Here is a 14,590-nt window from a genome sequence, read left to right as displayed (position 1 = left end):
GCCTTACCTTAGGCCGATCAGCGCCACGGCTACTTCCGCGATCTTGCGAGGCTTCCTAGTGCCGGTCGCGCTGACCTCGATAACGGTGCGAGCCACCATATCGCAAAGGGGGTCGTTACGGTCAGCCACGCTCAGCAAGTTTAGGGCGTGATTGAAGGCACTGTTCAAAAGCTCGATTTGCTCCGGCGTGTGTTGGCCGTCCTTCAACAACCGATTGATTGGCATTGTCCCGCCCCTAAACCGACGCAAGACCCGGCTAGTTCCGGTGAGGGAACTAGATTCCCTTTTGGGCCGGGAGTCGAATTAAATTCTTGCTATGTTCGCAGCGGAATAATTTCCTTGACCTTGCTCAAGATTTCCATCCCGTCGCCCGGAATGGCGAATTAGGACACTCGCCAAATCAACTTAGGACACTGGGGCTTAAATACGGGCAGTACCCCTGCGGCGAAAAGAACATATTGCGAACATAGAACAAAGATGGTACAAAGATTTCCTCGACGAAATCGAATCCCAAAAGCCGCTCACCGCCATTTGTCCCGCTCGCGAATCCCCGCCATAAGGAGCACGTATTATGTCCGCCACTGCCCTGCGTATCGTTGAAGGATCCTCCATGGATAAGACCAAGGCCCTGTCCGCCGCGCTCTCCCAGATCGAGCGCCAGTTCGGCAAGGGCTCGGTGATGAAGCTGGGCAAGAACGATCGCTCGATGGACGTCGAGACGGTGTCCTCGGGCTCGCTCGGGCTCGACATCGCGCTCGGCGTCGGCGGGCTGCCGAAGGGGCGGGTGGTTGAAATCTACGGGCCGGAATCGTCGGGCAAGACCACGCTGGCGTTGCACACGGTGGCCGAGGGACAGAAGAAGGGCGGCATCTGCGCCTTCATCGACGCCGAACACGCGCTCGATCCGGTCTACGCGCGCAAGCTCGGCGTCAACATCGACGAACTCCTGATCTCACAGCCCGACACCGGCGAACAGGCGCTGGAAATATGCGACACGCTGGTGCGCTCCGGCGCGATCGATGTGCTGGTGGTCGATTCGGTGGCGGCCTTGGTGCCGAAGGCCGAACTCGAGGGCGAGATGGGCGATGCGCTGCCGGGGTTGCAGGCGCGGCTGATGAGCCAGGCGCTGCGCAAGCTCACCGCCTCGATCAACAAGTCCAACACCATGGTGATCTTCATCAACCAGATCCGCATGAAGATCGGCGTGATGTACGGCTCGCCGGAAACCACCACCGGCGGCAACGCGCTGAAATTTTACGCCTCCGTCCGCCTCGACATCCGCCGCATCGGCGCCATCAAGGAGCGCGACGAAGTCGTTGGCAACACCACCCGCGTCAAGGTGGTGAAGAACAAGCTGGCGCCGCCCTTCAAGCAGGTCGAATTCGACATCATGTATGGCGAGGGCGTCTCCAAGATGGGCGAGATCCTCGACCTTGGCGTCAAGGCCGGCATCGTCGAAAAATCCGGCGCCTGGTTCTCCTATGACAGCCAGCGGCTGGGCCAGGGTCGCGAGAACGCAAAGGCCTTCCTCAAGGCCAACCCCGACATGGTCGCCAAGATCGAGATGGCGATCCGCCAGAACTCCGGCCTGATCGCCGAGCAGATTTTGGCCGGTCCCGCCGAGCGCGACGCCGACGGCGAGGAGCCGGCGGACGACGAATAAGTTTTGAGAAACGCTTCAGGGGTTAAGGCCTGAAACGTGACGACGGGTGCTGCGGACGTTGAGTTGCCGACGTCCTCAGTGCCCGTTTTGTTTGGGTGCCGTGGGTGGGTGTGATGAAGCCTCTGATCCTGACCGGCTGGCTGTTGCCGGACTTTCTAAAGAATGACTTCGCTGATCTCGCACTGGATTTAGCATTTTTCGACTTCATCTGGGGACCGCAGCCCTCGCCGGATGAACTCGCAGCCCATCTCGGTCCCCGCACTGCAAGCCACAGCCACGACAGAGCCACACACTGGTCGGACTGGGGCGGTAGCCAGTGGAAACACAGCAAAAGCAGGAAGCACCGGGATCTCAGCCTGGCCGAATTCTGCCAGCACTATGAAACCGTCGAACTATGGTTTGACGTGCGGCCGAAAGCGCAGCTGAAATTGATCTGGCTGCTCGATTATTTCCGCTCTTATCCGCAAACCGTTGGCAGGTTGAAGCTGCGTCTTGTCGATCTGGAGATGAGAGCGCTTGACAAATTTGGCCGGTGGGATCCGCCGGCCGTTCAGGTTACGGAAAAGGAATTGGCGACGGCGAGCGCCGCTTGGCAGGCTTGGCGATCGCCCACACCGGAAGCTTGCTTCGATTTGCTCAGCAAGGATTTGAGTGCCTTGCCGCTTCTCAAACCCGTTTTGATCGATCTGCTCGAAGAACTGCCGTCAAGTTCGACAGGCCTTGGCGCCTCGGAAATGCGGATGCTCGAGCTGATCGGCCGGGGATACTCGCTGACGAATGCGCTCTTCCATCTCTACCAACTGCGGCAAACGCGCATCTTCAGCGAGTGGGAATACGGCTATTTGCTGGATGGGCTTGCGCATGGTCCGCGACCGGCCGTGGCAGGCCTCGATGAGGAACTGCGCACCCTCGACCGCGAAAACTTGCGGGACCGACACGCGGCTTACCTGCGAAGCAGGCTGTCGCTGACCGAATTCGGCGAGGCCGTTGTCGCCCACAAGGAAGACTTCAGTCGACATAATCCAATCGACCGCTGGTGGGGTGGTACGCACCTGACCAACGATAATATGTGGCGTTGGAATCCGGCGCTGGTCGCGCCGTAGCGGCACGACTGTAGCAAGGATGGGTAGAGCCACCGGGTTCGGCCTTTGGCCCGCCCGATGATAAACTCCGCGAAACCCATCGCGTCTATCACCGCAGGGGCGGCACGATGATGGGTTTCGCTATCGCTCTACCCATCACAAAGCTACTCCGCCGCCTGCGCGTAATCCTCAACCGGCGGGCATGAGCACACCAGATTGCGGTCGCCATAGACGTTGTCGACGCGACCGACCGGGCTCCAATATTTGTCGGTGCGCGAGATGCCATCGGGGAAACAACCCGTGGCGCGGCTATAGGGGCGGTTCCATGCATCATCGACAATGTCGTGCACTGTGTGCGGGGCGTGGCGCAAGGGCGAGGCTTCGACCTTCCAGCGGCCGATCTCGATCTCCGTGATCTCGCTTCGGATCGCAATCATCGCATCGCAGAAACGATCGAGCTCCGCCTTCGATTCCGATTCGGTCGGCTCGATCATCAGCGTGCCCGGCACCGGAAAACTCATGGTCGGCGCGTGGAAGCCGTAGTCGATCAGCCGCTTTGCGATGTCATCGACGGTGACGCCGCTCGTCGTCTTCAGCGGCCGCGGATCGACGATGCATTCATGCGCGACGCGTCCCTTGGCATTCTTGTAGAGCACCGGGAAATGCGGATCGAGGCGGCTGGCGATGTAGTTGGCGTTGAGGATCGCCATTTCAGTGGCGCGCGTCAGGCCTTCGCCAGCCATCATCAGGATATAGATGTAGGAAATCGTCAGGATCGACGCCGAGCCGAACGGCGCCGCCGATACCGGGCCGATGGGATGCGGCACCGCGCCGTCGGTTGAGGGATGGCAATTTGAAGGATGACTTGGCAAATAGGGCGCAAGATGCGCTCTTACGCCGATCGGGCCCATGCCCGGGCCGCCGCCGCCATGCGGGATGCAGAACGTCTTGTGCAGATTGAGATGCGAGACGTCGGCGCCGTAATCGCCGGGGCGGGAGAGACCGACCTGCGCGTTCATGTTGGCGCCGTCGAGATAGACCTGGCCGCCATGGCTGTGCACGATGTCGCAGATCTCCGTGATGTGCTCCTCGAACACGCCATGCGTCGAGGGATAGGTGATCATCACGGCGGCAAGATTTTTGGAATGCTTCTCCGCCTTGGCGCGGAGATCGTCGACGTCGACGTCGCCGCGCGCGTCGCAGGCGGTCACCACCACCTCCATGCCGGCCATGTGGGCCGACGCCGGATTGGTGCCGTGCGCGGAAGAAGGGATCAGGCACACCTTGCGGTGCGGCTCGCCACGCGCGGCATGATAGGCGCGGATCGCGAGCAGCCCGGCATATTCGCCCTGCGCGCCGGAATTCGGCTGCAGCGAGATCGCGTCATAGCCGGTGATGTCGCACAGCCATTTTTCCAGCCGCGCAAACAGCGCGTGATAGCCGGCGGCCTGCTCGCGCGGCGCGAACGGATGGAGCGAGCCGAATTCGGGCCAGGTCAGCGGGATCATTTCCGTGGTCGCGTTCAGCTTCATGGTGCAGGAGCCGAGCGGGATCATGGCGCGGTCGAGCGCGAGGTCGCGATCGCCGAGCTTGCGCATGTAGCGCAGCAGCTCGGTCTCGGAGCGGTGCGTGTGGAACACGGGATGGACGAGGAAGGCGCTGTCGCGCTTCAGTTCGGCGGGCAGCGTTTCGCGCGCGCCCAGCTCGACATCCGCATAGGACAGCTTGCCGCCGAAGGCGCGCCACACCGCTTCGACGATCGCAGGCGTGGTCGTTTCGTCGACGGCAATGCCGAGCGTGCCGTCACCGACGCGCAGATTGATCTTCTCGGCGAGCGCGCGGGCAATGATTTCACTCTGCTTCGCGCCAGCCGCGACGGTGATGGTGTCGAAGAACGCCGGCGACGCCGGCGCATAGCCGAGGCTCGTCAGCCCCGCCGCCAGCACCGCCGCCCGGCGGTGCACCGTGCGCGCGATATGCGTCAGCCCCTCAGGGCCGTGATAGACTGCATACATCGAAGCGATCACCGCCAGCAGCACCTGCGCGGTGCAGATGTTGGAGGTCGCCTTCTCGCGGCGGATATGCTGCTCGCGGGTCTGCAGCGCCAGCCGATAGGCTGGCTGCCCCCGCGAATCCACCGACAGCCCGACGATGCGGCCGGGCAGCGAGCGTTTCAACGCGTCGCGCACTGACATGTAGGCCGCGTGCGGACCGCCATAGCCCATAGGCACGCCAAACCGCTGCGCCGAACCAACAGCGATATCAGCGCCAAGCTCGCCGGGGGAGGCGATGAGCGTCAGCGCCAGCAGATCGGCCGCGACAACGGCAAGCGCGCCTTTCGCACGCAACGCCGAGATCGCCGGCCGGAGGTCGCGCACCGCGCCCGTCGTTCCCGGATATTGCAGCAGGCCACCAAAGACATCGGCGCCTTCGAGATCGCTGACGGGATCGCCGACGATCAGATTCCAGCCCAGCGGCTCGGCACGGGTGCGCAGCACCGCGAGCGTCTGCGGATGCACTTCCGCATCGACGAAGAACGATTTTGTCTTCACCTGCGAGGCGCGCTCGGCCAGCGCCATCGCCTCCGCCGCGGCGGTACCTTCATCGAGCAGCGAAGCGTTGGCGACGTCGAGGCCGGTGAGGTCGCAGATCATGGTCTGGAAGTTGAACAGTGCTTCCAACCGTCCCTGGCTGATTTCCGGCTGATACGGCGTATAGGCCGTGTACCAGGCGGGGTTCTCCAAAATGTTGCGCTGGATCACTGTGGGCAAAATCGTGCCGGAATAGCCTTGGCCGATCAGCGAGGTGAACACCTGGTTCTGCGCGGCGAGCTCGCGCATATGCGAAAGCGCCTCGGTTTCACTCAGCGCGGTGCCGAGATCGAGCGGCTTCTTCTGCCGGATCGAGGAGGGCAGCGTCTGGCCGATCAGCTCGGCGAGGCTGTTCGCGCCGACGCTCTCCAGCATCGCGCTGATGTCGCGGGGCGAGGGGCCGATATGCCGGCGCACAAAATCGGTGGCGGCTGCGGCGGTGGTCTTGAGCGGCGCGTTCATGGGTGCCTCGCTAGAATTTGCAAAATTCGGTGTCATCGTCCGCGCAGGCGGACGATCCAGTGCGCCGGGAATTCAGTGGTCGAGCCAACAGGCCGCGGCGTACTGGGTCGCCCGGTCCCAGTGCGCAACTGCGCACAAGGCCGGGCGATGACAGTGAGTGTGTGGTGGCGGAGCGCCTCATCATCCTCACGCCGTATGTGCCTTGTAGGCGGCTTCATCCATCAGGCCGCCGAGCTCGCTTTTGTCTGCGATCTTCAGCTTGAAGAACCAGGCCTTGCCGCCGGCGTCGGAATTCACCAGCGCGGGTTCGGCGGCGAGCGCCTCGTTGACCTCGATCACTTCGCCCGAGATCGGCGCGTAGACGTCGGAAGCGGCTTTCACCGACTCCACGACGGCGGCGGCTTCGGCCTTCTTCAGGGCGCGGCCGACTTTCGGCAATTCGACGAACACGACGTCGCCGAGCTGCGATTGCGCATAATCGGTGACCCCGATGGTGGCGACATCGCCCTCGATGCGGAGCCATTCGTGGTCAGATGTGAACAGCGTCGTCATGAAAACTTCCCTTTGGCGTTTGCAAGTTCAGCGTTTGTAGGTGTTGGGAACGAAGGGCATGGCTGCGACCTGCAGCGGCAGGCGCTGGCCGCGCACTTCGGCGAAAACCTGCGTGCCGTTTGCGGCGAGCGCGGTCGGCAGATAGCCCATCGCAACCGGGGCATTGAGGCTCGGACCAAATCCGCCCGAGGTGACCTTGCCGACCGGCTCGCTGGAAGCGCTATCTGCGAATAGCAGCGCACCTTCGCGCACCGGCGCGCGGCCTTGCGCGCGCAAGCCGACGCGGCGGCGCGATGCGCCTTTTTCAAACTGTGCGAGGATTTTTTCTGCGCCCGGAAAACCGCCGGCGCGGGCGCCGCCGCTGCGGCGGTTTTTTTGCACCGACCATTCCAGCGCGCCCTCGACCGGCGTCGTCGTGGTGTCGAGGTCGTGGCCGTAGAGGCAGAGCCCGGCTTCCAGCCGCAGGCTGTCGCGCGCGCCCAAGCCGATCGGCAGCACGTCCGGATTGTCCAGGAGTAGCGTCACCAGCGCCTCGGCCTGTTCGGCCGGCACTGAGATCTCAAAACCGTCCTCGCCGGTATAGCCGGAGCGGGAGACGAAGCAGTCGAAGCCGGCGACCTTGCGCGGCCCGGTATCCATGAACCGCATGGCGGTGACGTCTGCACCAAGCTTCGCCAGCACCGATTCCGCCTTGGGCCCTTGCAAAGCGATCAGGCCGCGACCGGTTAGCGAATCGATGATGCAGGTCTCGGAGAGATGCGCGCGCAGATGCGCCTCGTCCTCGGCCTTGCAGGCGGCGTTGACGACCAGAAACAGGTGGTCGCCGAAATTCGCCACCATCAGATCGTCGAGAATGCCGCCGTCGCTATTGGTGAACTGGGCGTAGCGCTGCCGTCCCGGCGCAACCGCCAAGATGTCCTGCGGCACCAGCCGCTCCAGCGCCAGCGCCGCGTCTTCGACCCGGCCGGATTTTGCCCGCAGCGCAAGCTGGCCCATGTGAGAGACATCGAACAGGCCGGCGGCGCTTCGGGTATGCAGATGTTCCTTCAACACCCCGGCCGGGAATTGCACCGGCATCTCGTAGCCCGCGAACGGAACCATCTTGCCGCCGCGCGCCACATGGAGCGCGTGCAACGGGGTGCGTTTGAGGGAGGATTTGTCGCTTGCCAGCATCGTCAAGGCCCTCATGGGTTCCGGAGACCAGTCTCCAAAAACCCAAAGAAAGCCCCATCTGTCGCTGTGCCTGAGAGTATTATCCCGTCGGCGGACGCCCTGGGCGCATGCCGCCCGGCGTCTCTTTCCAGATGCTATTTCGTCACGCGGTCCGTTTGCCTGAGAGTTTCCGGGGCGGTTGCTCCTTCGGCGCCGGCGCTTAAGCCGATCTCTCCCGACGTGACGTCTTACAGATAAGAGGGAAACACAGCCCTGCCAAGCCTGTCAACGCAGCCGCAGCATTATCAACGGGACTTGCGCGCCCATCTTGTGTGCTGCGGCAAGCCTATGATCCGCCTGCACAGTTTCTGGACACCGCAGGCGGCCTTGTCTAAAAGCGTTCCGGGGAGCGCGGCCAGCAAAAGTGGCTCCCGGTTTTGCGTCCGGCCGCGCTCCAAAACCATAAAATTGGGCGCATGATCTTTTCACCAAACCGCTTAACACTTTGGCGGATCATGCGCCGAGGTTAAAGGCTGGTTGCGGCCCATTCCGGCCCTTTTTTCCGATTGGATGAACATGAGCGGCGTCAACGAGATCAGGTCGAAATTTTTGGACTTCTTTGCGGAGAACGGTCACGAGATCGTGCCGTCCTCGCCGCTCGTGCCGCGCAACGACCCGACCTTGATGTTCACCAATGCCGGCATGGTGCAGTTCAAGAACGTCTTCACCGGCGTCGAGAAGCGCGCTTACCAGCGCGCCACCACCTCGCAGAAATGCGTGCGCGCCGGCGGCAAGCACAACGACCTGGACAATGTCGGCTACACCGCGCGGCATCTCACCTTCTTTGAGATGCTCGGCAATTTCTCGTTCGGCGACTATTTCAAGGAGCGTGCGATCGAGCTCGCCTGGAACCTGATCACAAAGGAGTTCGGGCTGAAGAAGGACAAGCTGCTCGTCACCGTCTACCACGACGACGAGGAGGCGGCGCGCCACTGGAAGAACATCGCCGGCTTCTCCGACGACCGCATCATCCGGATCGCGACGTCGGACAATTTCTGGGCGATGGGAGATACCGGCCCGTGCGGTCCGTGCTCCGAGATATTCATCGACCGCGGCGAGCACATCTGGGGCGGTCCTCCGGGTAGCCCGGAAGAGGACGGCGATCGCTTCCTCGAATTCTGGAACCTGGTCTTCATGCAATTCGAGCAGCTGACGAAGGACGAGCGCGTCGCGCTGCCGCGCCCCTCGATCGACACCGGCATGGGACTGGAGCGCATGGCCTGCATCCTGCAGGGCGTCGACAGCGTCTTCGAGACCGATCTTTTCCGTCACTTGATCGATGCCGCCGCTTCGGCGCTCGGGCATGGACCGGACGAGAAGAACGTCGCGTCGTTCCGGGTCATCGCGGATCACCTGCGCTCTTCGGCCTTCCTCGTCGCCGACGGCGTGCTGCCGTCGAATGAAGGCCGCGGCTATGTGCTGCGCCGGATCATGCGCCGCGCGATGCGCCACGCGCAGCTCCTCGGCGCGCGCGAGCCGCTGATGCATCGTCTGGTGTGGGCGCTGGTGCGCGAGATGGGCCAAGCCTATCCGGATCTGGTGCGCGCCGAAACGCTGATCGAGGAAACGCTGCGGCTCGAAGAGACCCGCTTCCGCAAGACGCTGGAGCGGGGGCTAGCGATCCTCGACGAGAAGAGCGCCGGCCTGAAGAAGGGCGACATGTTCGACGGCGATACCGCGTTCACGCTGTATGACACCTACGGATTCCCGCTCGACCTGACGCAGGACGCGCTGAAGTCACGCGGCATCAGCGTCGACCAGGCGGCATTTTCGGATGCCATGGAGCGGCAGCGCGTGAAGGCGCGCGCATCGTGGGCCGGCTCGGGCGATACTGCCAGCGAGGCCATCTGGTTTCCGTTGCGCGAAAAGCTCGGCGCCACCGAATTCCTCGGCTACGACACCGAGAGCGCCGAGGGTGTGGTGACGGCGCTGGTCAAGGACGGCAATGATGCCGACAGCCTGAAGGCCGGCGAGACTGGCGCGATCGTGCTGAACCAGACGCCGTTCTATGCGGAGTCCGGCGGCCAGGTCGGCGACATCGGCCTGCTGACGGGCGAGGGCGTCAAGTTCCGCGTTACCGACACGCAGAAGAAGGCGGGCGATCTGTTCGTGCATCTGGGCACGGTGGAGCAGGGCACGCTGAAGGTCGGCACCGCGCTGCAGCTCGAGGTCGATCATGCGCGCCGGTCGTCAATCCGTGCCCATCACTCGGCGACGCATCTGCTGCACGAGGCGCTGCGCCAGGTGCTCGGCGATCACATCGCCCAGCGCGGCTCGCTGGTGGCGCCCGATCGTCTGCGCTTCGACTTCGTGCATCCGAAGCCGATCACGGCGGAAGAACTCGCCCGCGTCGAGGACATCGCCAACGAGGTTGTGCTGGAGAATGACGAGGTCACCACCCGCATCATGGCGGTGGATGACGCTCGCGAAGCCGGCGCGCGCGCCCTGTTCGGCGAGAAATACGGCGACGAGGTGCGAGTGGTCTCGATGGGCAAGCAGGCCCGCGCCCACGGCCAGAACGCGCTCGGCTGGTCGGTCGAACTGTGCGGCGGCACCCATGTGCGCCGTACCGGGGATATTGGCTTGATCTCGGTGACCGGCGAAAGCGCGGTGGCCTCAGGGGTACGGCGCATCGAGGCGTTGACCGGACGTCACGCCCGCAAGCACGCCAACGGTACGATGGCAATTGCGAAGACGGCGGCGTTCGAGTTGCGCACCAGCGTCGACGACATGCCCTCGCGCATCGCAGCGCTGATGGAAGAGCGCAAGAAGCTCGAGCGCGATCTTTCGGATGCGCGCAAGAAGCTCGCGATGGGCGGCGGCGCCGGCAACGGCGCGGCAGCGGGCGGCGTGCGCGAAGCCGGCGGCGTCAAGCTGCTCGCCCGCGCGGTCGAGGGCGTCGAGACCAAGGATCTGAAGAGCCTGGTCGACGACGGCAAGAAGCAGATCGGCTCCGGCGTGGTCGCGATCGTCGGCGTCACCGAGGACGGCAAGGCCGGCATTGTCGTCGGAGTCACCGCCGATCTCACGGCGCGATTCAACGCCGTCGAACTGGTGCGCAAGGGCTCCGAGGCGCTCGGCGGCAAGGGCGGCGGCGGCCGGCCCGACATGGCGCAAGCCGGCGGCCCCGACGGCGCCAAGGCCAATGCGGCGCTCTCCGCGATCGAGCAGGCGATGGCGGGGGCGTAGGGCACAGGTAAGCCGGAACGTCTTGGCGATCGCCAGCATTGTAGCTGGCGATTGCAATGGCTGATTGGCCAACTTGGCACAGCATTCCGGCAAACAGCCCGATCGCTGGACTTACGCAACAGCCGACCTTGGCGTTCGAGAGGTGCCAGGATGATCCGGTGGATGATAAAGCCATCGCTCTTTGCGTCGATCATCTTTGGCGCTTCGGTCTGCGTGGCGACAGCGCAGGACGCCAAGGTTTCGGTCGAGATGATCGGCGCAGGAAGCATGAGTTGCGCTCACTGGCGATCCAAGGAAGAGCACGTGTTGGAGGGGACTGTCTGGATTCACGGTTTCTGGACGGGACTTAATTACGTTGCGGCGGCCAGTGGCCAGTCACAGCCGAGAATCAGCGTGTCATCGATCGTTGCCGAAGTCGAAAAAGTGTGCGCTCGCAAGACATCACAGACCTTGGCCAGCGCCGTATGGACGACGTATCTTGGGGCCACGAGGTAGGGCGCCGAACAGCAGTGATGCTGCGCCGCTTTCGTCATTCTGACGCGCTTGCTGGAACTCAGAGGCCCGCGAAAAGTTGGCAGTTGGCCAATTGAGCCTCGGTCCTGGAAGGCTGACGATGATCCGCCCGGTATGCGCCGCCTTGGCGCTTAGCTGTCTATCTGCGCCTGTATTCGCCGAAACCTGCATTGCTTCTCGCTACGGCTACAACGGTGGCCGAACCGCATCGGGGGAGCGGATGAATCCAAATGCGATGACTGCGGCGCATCGCGCCAGACCATTCGGCTCCCATGTCACAGTCACCTCACATTCCAGCGGGCGAAGCGTTACAGTGCGGATAACTGATCGTGGTCCGTTCGTGAAGGGACGGTGCATAGACCTTTCCGCTGGCGCGGCCCGGGTGCTTGGCTTCTCCGGGACTACGACGGTCTCTCTCCGCTGAGGTGGATGATCCGGCCGCCAGGAGAAACTTCGCGACAGCAGGCTCTCCAGTCGCTCACTGGCAATTCGGTGTCAGCGCGCGCATAGTTGCCAGGTCGTTATACCGGATAGGTTCGTCGGTGTATGACATGGACTCTCCAGGTCAGCGCCGGTGATCTGCGGTTCGGACAACCGGAGTCCCGCCATGTCTGTTACGGCTTCCAGCGAAACCCAACACCAACACACCTTCAATTCCGCTGAAATGGGCGCCATCGCTCATCTCTACCGCGGCGAAGTCTACCGTTCGACGATCTGGAGAACGCGGCTCGACAACACGACCAACTGGGCGATCGTCACCATGGGCATCGCCTTGTCGACGACCTTTTCGAGCCCGGAAGCTTCACCGCTGCCATTGCTGCTCGTTGGCCTGCTCATTGCCGTGTTTCTCGGCATGGAGGCGCGACGTTATCGCTACTTCAATGTCTGGCGCGCCCGAGCGCGATGGATGGAGACGAATTTCTACGCGCCGATATTCACCGGTGAAGCCCGCGACGATAGCTGGCAAGTGGTGCTCGGGCGCGATTACACGGCGCCCCGCCATCACATTTCGTTTGTCCGCGCGGCGGGGCGGCGGCTGCGTCGCAACTACGTCTGGATTCTCGCCGTCCAGGTGATTGCCTATTACGGCAAGATCGCAATCCATCCGACGCCCGCGTCAACCCTCGCTGAATTTGTCGATCGCGCCGCAGTCGGACCGATTCCCGGCTGGGCCGTTCTGATAATTGGCTGCCTCTACAATTTCGGCTGGCTGGCGTTTGCGCTCGGCACGATGTGGCTCGACCAACGCGAGCACGGCGGCGATAAGGTGGCGATGGGTTAGCGCGCCTGCCGCCCGCGGTATTGATGGAATGGGACGCATTCCATCAACCGGTCACTCCATCGGCATACCTAGCCCTTGCGCAGGAACACGTAGTCCGCCGAGTAGGGGACGCTTTCATAGGCGCCTGCCTTGTAGCAGGCGCCATTGACCCTTCCACCCACCGTGTTGATTCGTTGCACGGTCGTCACCGGACTGAGAACACCCGTTGCCGCGCCGGGAAGCTACTGCGAGTTTCAGCCAGGGAATGTCCATTGCGACTTGCCCGGGGGCGGTGCCGACGACCTGGCCGACCACCGCGCTGCCGTCGCTGTATTCCCAGTTCGGTCCGGCATAATGCCGGCCGACCGTCTTGCCGTCCAGGAAAAGCGTCGCGATCGGCTCGCGAAACACCCAGCCCAGTGTGCCATCGGCGCCGGTCTTGCATTCATAGACCTGCGCGCCTTCGGCATGCAGCGTGAGAACGGCGATTTCACCGGGAGCTGCAATAGCCTCGGGAAGCGATTTTTGGGCGGTCGCATTGACGAGCGACCCGATCAGTAGGAAGGCGGCGAGCGCGATGCTCTTGGAGAACGACACGGTGATGCTCCGTCGTTGATTTTTCTGTTATTGCGAGGCGGCGGGCCACGCGAATGCGCGCCCGACGGCAGGCTCCGAGCAATCCACCGCGCCAAGCTTGGGCCGTGGATTGCTTCGTCGCTCTGCCCCTCGGTACGGATGTAGGGGAGTCGCGAAGGCGGCTTAGGCCGCCATCGCCTTCTCGAGATTGGCCGCAACCTTGTCGAGGAAACCAGTCGTCGACAGCCAGCGCTGGTCGGCGCCGACCAGGAGCGCGAGGTCCTTGGTCATGTAGCCTTCCTCGACGGTCGCAACGCAGACCTTTTCCAGCGTGTCGGCGAATTTTGCGAGCTGCGGGTTGTTGTCGAGCTTGGCGCGGTGGGCGAGGCCACGGGTCCAGGCGAAGATCGACGCGATCGAATTGGTCGAGGTCTCCTTGCCCTTCTGATGCTCGCGGTAGTGCCGGGTCACCGTGCCGTGCGCGGCTTCGGCTTCCACCGTCTTGCCGTCGGGCGTCAGCAGCACCGAGGTCATCAGGCCGAGCGAGCCGTAGCCCTGCGCGACCGTATCCGACTGCACGTCGCCGTCGTAGTTCTTGCAGGCCCAGACGTAGCCGCCGGACCACTTCAGGGCGGAGGCGACCATGTCGTCGATCAGGCGGTGTTCGTAGGTGAGCCGCTTGGCCTCGAATTCCTTCTTGAACTCGCGGTCGTAGATGTCCTGGAAGATGTCCTTGAAGCGGCCGTCATAGACCTTGAGAATCGTGTTCTTGGTCGAGAGATAGACCGGGTAGCCGCGCAGCAGGCCGTAGTTGAAGGAGGCGCGGGCGAAATCGATGATGGAATCGTCGAGATTGTACATTTCCATCGCGACGCCGGCGCCCGGGGTCTTGAACACTTCCTTCTCGATGACGGTGCCGTCCTCGCCGACGAATTTCATCGACAGCGTGCCCTTGCCCGGGAACTTGAAGTCGGTGGCGCGGTATTGGTCGCCATAGGCGTGACGGCCGATGATGATCGGCTTGCTCCAGCCGGGAACCAGGCGCGGCACGTTCTTGCAGATGATCGGCTCGCGGAAGATCACGCCGCCCAGGATGTTGCGGATGGTGCCGTTCGGCGACTTCCACATCTCCTTCAGGCCGAATTCCTTCACTCGGGCTTCATCAGGGGTGATGGTGGCGCATTTGACGCCGACGCCGACCTTCTTGATGGCATTGGCGGCATCGATCGTGACCTGGTCGTTGGTCTGGTCGCGGTACTCCATTCCGAGGTCAAAATAGAGCAGTTCGACATCGAGGAACGGGGTGATCAGCTTGTCCTTGATGTACTGCCAGATGATCCGGGTCATCTCGTCGCCATCGAGTTCGACGACGGGGTTGGTCACCTTGATTTTTGCCATGATGGAGGGGGCCTTCTTTGGAAAACCGCGCGTTTCGGGCGGGTGGAGTGATTATAGGCGGCCTATAGCACTGCAAACCGGCCGGCGAAAG

Annotated in this window: 10 protein-coding genes, 1 pseudogene and 2 riboswitches; of the genes and pseudogenes, 6 read left to right on the top strand and 5 right to left on the bottom strand. The window is 63.0% G+C overall.

What is annotated here, in order from left to right; genetic code table 11:
* Positions 1-571 precede the first annotated feature (571 nt).
* A complete protein-coding gene (gene recA, locus V1277_RS03105; protein ID WP_028350014.1) occupies positions 572-1,663 on the top strand; it encodes a recombinase RecA in 1,092 nt (363 codons plus the stop codon).
* Positions 1,664-1,776: 113 nt separating this feature from the next.
* Positions 1,777-2,766: a hypothetical protein gene (locus V1277_RS03100; RefSeq protein WP_334414967.1), complete on the top strand. Its 990-nt coding sequence runs from the start codon at positions 1,777-1,779 to the stop codon at positions 2,764-2,766.
* A gap of 143 nt (positions 2,767-2,909) precedes the next feature.
* Here the strand turns inward: V1277_RS03100 and gcvP are convergent, their stop codons facing one another.
* The 3 genes from gcvP to gcvT all read right to left on the bottom strand — a co-directional run bounded on the left by gcvP (position 2,910) and on the right by gcvT (position 7,523).
* On the bottom strand, positions 2,910-5,798 hold the full coding sequence (gcvP, locus tag V1277_RS03095) for an aminomethyl-transferring glycine dehydrogenase (protein WP_334414966.1): 2,889 nt from the start codon (positions 5,796-5,798) through the stop codon (positions 2,910-2,912).
* Between the two features lie 186 nt (positions 5,799-5,984).
* Positions 5,985-6,350, bottom strand: coding sequence for a glycine cleavage system protein GcvH (gcvH, locus tag V1277_RS03090; RefSeq protein ID WP_065728594.1), 366 nt, complete (start codon positions 6,348-6,350; stop codon positions 5,985-5,987).
* Between the two features lie 27 nt (positions 6,351-6,377).
* Positions 6,378-7,523 (bottom strand): glycine cleavage system aminomethyltransferase GcvT, encoded by a 1,146-nt coding sequence (gcvT, locus tag V1277_RS03085; protein ID WP_334414965.1) that lies wholly within the window; start codon positions 7,521-7,523, stop codon positions 6,378-6,380.
* Between the two features lie 55 nt (positions 7,524-7,578).
* Positions 7,579-7,657, bottom strand: a riboswitch (glycine riboswitch).
* 3 nt (positions 7,658-7,660) lie between these two features.
* A riboswitch (glycine riboswitch) is annotated at positions 7,661-7,751 on the bottom strand.
* A gap of 327 nt (positions 7,752-8,078) precedes the next feature.
* On the opposite strand from gcvT, the gene alaS reads away from it, so the two are divergent.
* The 4 genes from alaS (at position 8,079) to V1277_RS03065 (ending at position 12,546) form a co-directional block, all read left to right on the top strand.
* Positions 8,079-10,751 (top strand): alanine--tRNA ligase, encoded by a 2,673-nt coding sequence (gene alaS, locus V1277_RS03080; RefSeq protein WP_334414964.1) that lies wholly within the window; start codon positions 8,079-8,081, stop codon positions 10,749-10,751.
* A 162-nt stretch (positions 10,752-10,913) separates the two neighbouring features.
* Positions 10,914-11,246: a hypothetical protein gene (locus tag V1277_RS03075; protein ID WP_334414963.1), complete on the top strand. Its 333-nt coding sequence runs from the start codon at positions 10,914-10,916 to the stop codon at positions 11,244-11,246.
* A 118-nt stretch (positions 11,247-11,364) separates the two neighbouring features.
* Positions 11,365-11,688 (top strand): septal ring lytic transglycosylase RlpA family protein, encoded by a 324-nt coding sequence (locus tag V1277_RS03070; RefSeq protein WP_334374301.1) that lies wholly within the window; start codon positions 11,365-11,367, stop codon positions 11,686-11,688.
* Positions 11,689-11,871: 183 nt separating this feature from the next.
* A complete protein-coding gene (locus tag V1277_RS03065; protein WP_334414962.1) occupies positions 11,872-12,546 on the top strand; it encodes a DUF2270 domain-containing protein in 675 nt (224 codons plus the stop codon).
* Between the two features lie 68 nt (positions 12,547-12,614).
* On the opposite strand, the pseudogene V1277_RS03060 reads toward V1277_RS03065, so the two are convergent.
* Both V1277_RS03060 and V1277_RS03055 read right to left on the bottom strand, forming a co-directional pair.
* Positions 12,615-13,083, bottom strand: a pseudogene (locus V1277_RS03060) (DUF3455 domain-containing protein).
* Between the two features lie 201 nt (positions 13,084-13,284).
* Positions 13,285-14,499, bottom strand: coding sequence for an NADP-dependent isocitrate dehydrogenase (locus tag V1277_RS03055; RefSeq protein WP_334414961.1), 1,215 nt, complete (start codon positions 14,497-14,499; stop codon positions 13,285-13,287).
* Positions 14,500-14,590: the final 91 nt, after the last annotated feature.

The organism is Bradyrhizobium sp. AZCC 1588 (assembly GCF_036924735.1).
Classification (GTDB): domain Bacteria; phylum Pseudomonadota; class Alphaproteobacteria; order Rhizobiales; family Xanthobacteraceae; genus Bradyrhizobium.
Note: the sequence above shows the minus strand (reverse complement) of the source record. Positions and strands in the feature narration are given on the sequence as shown.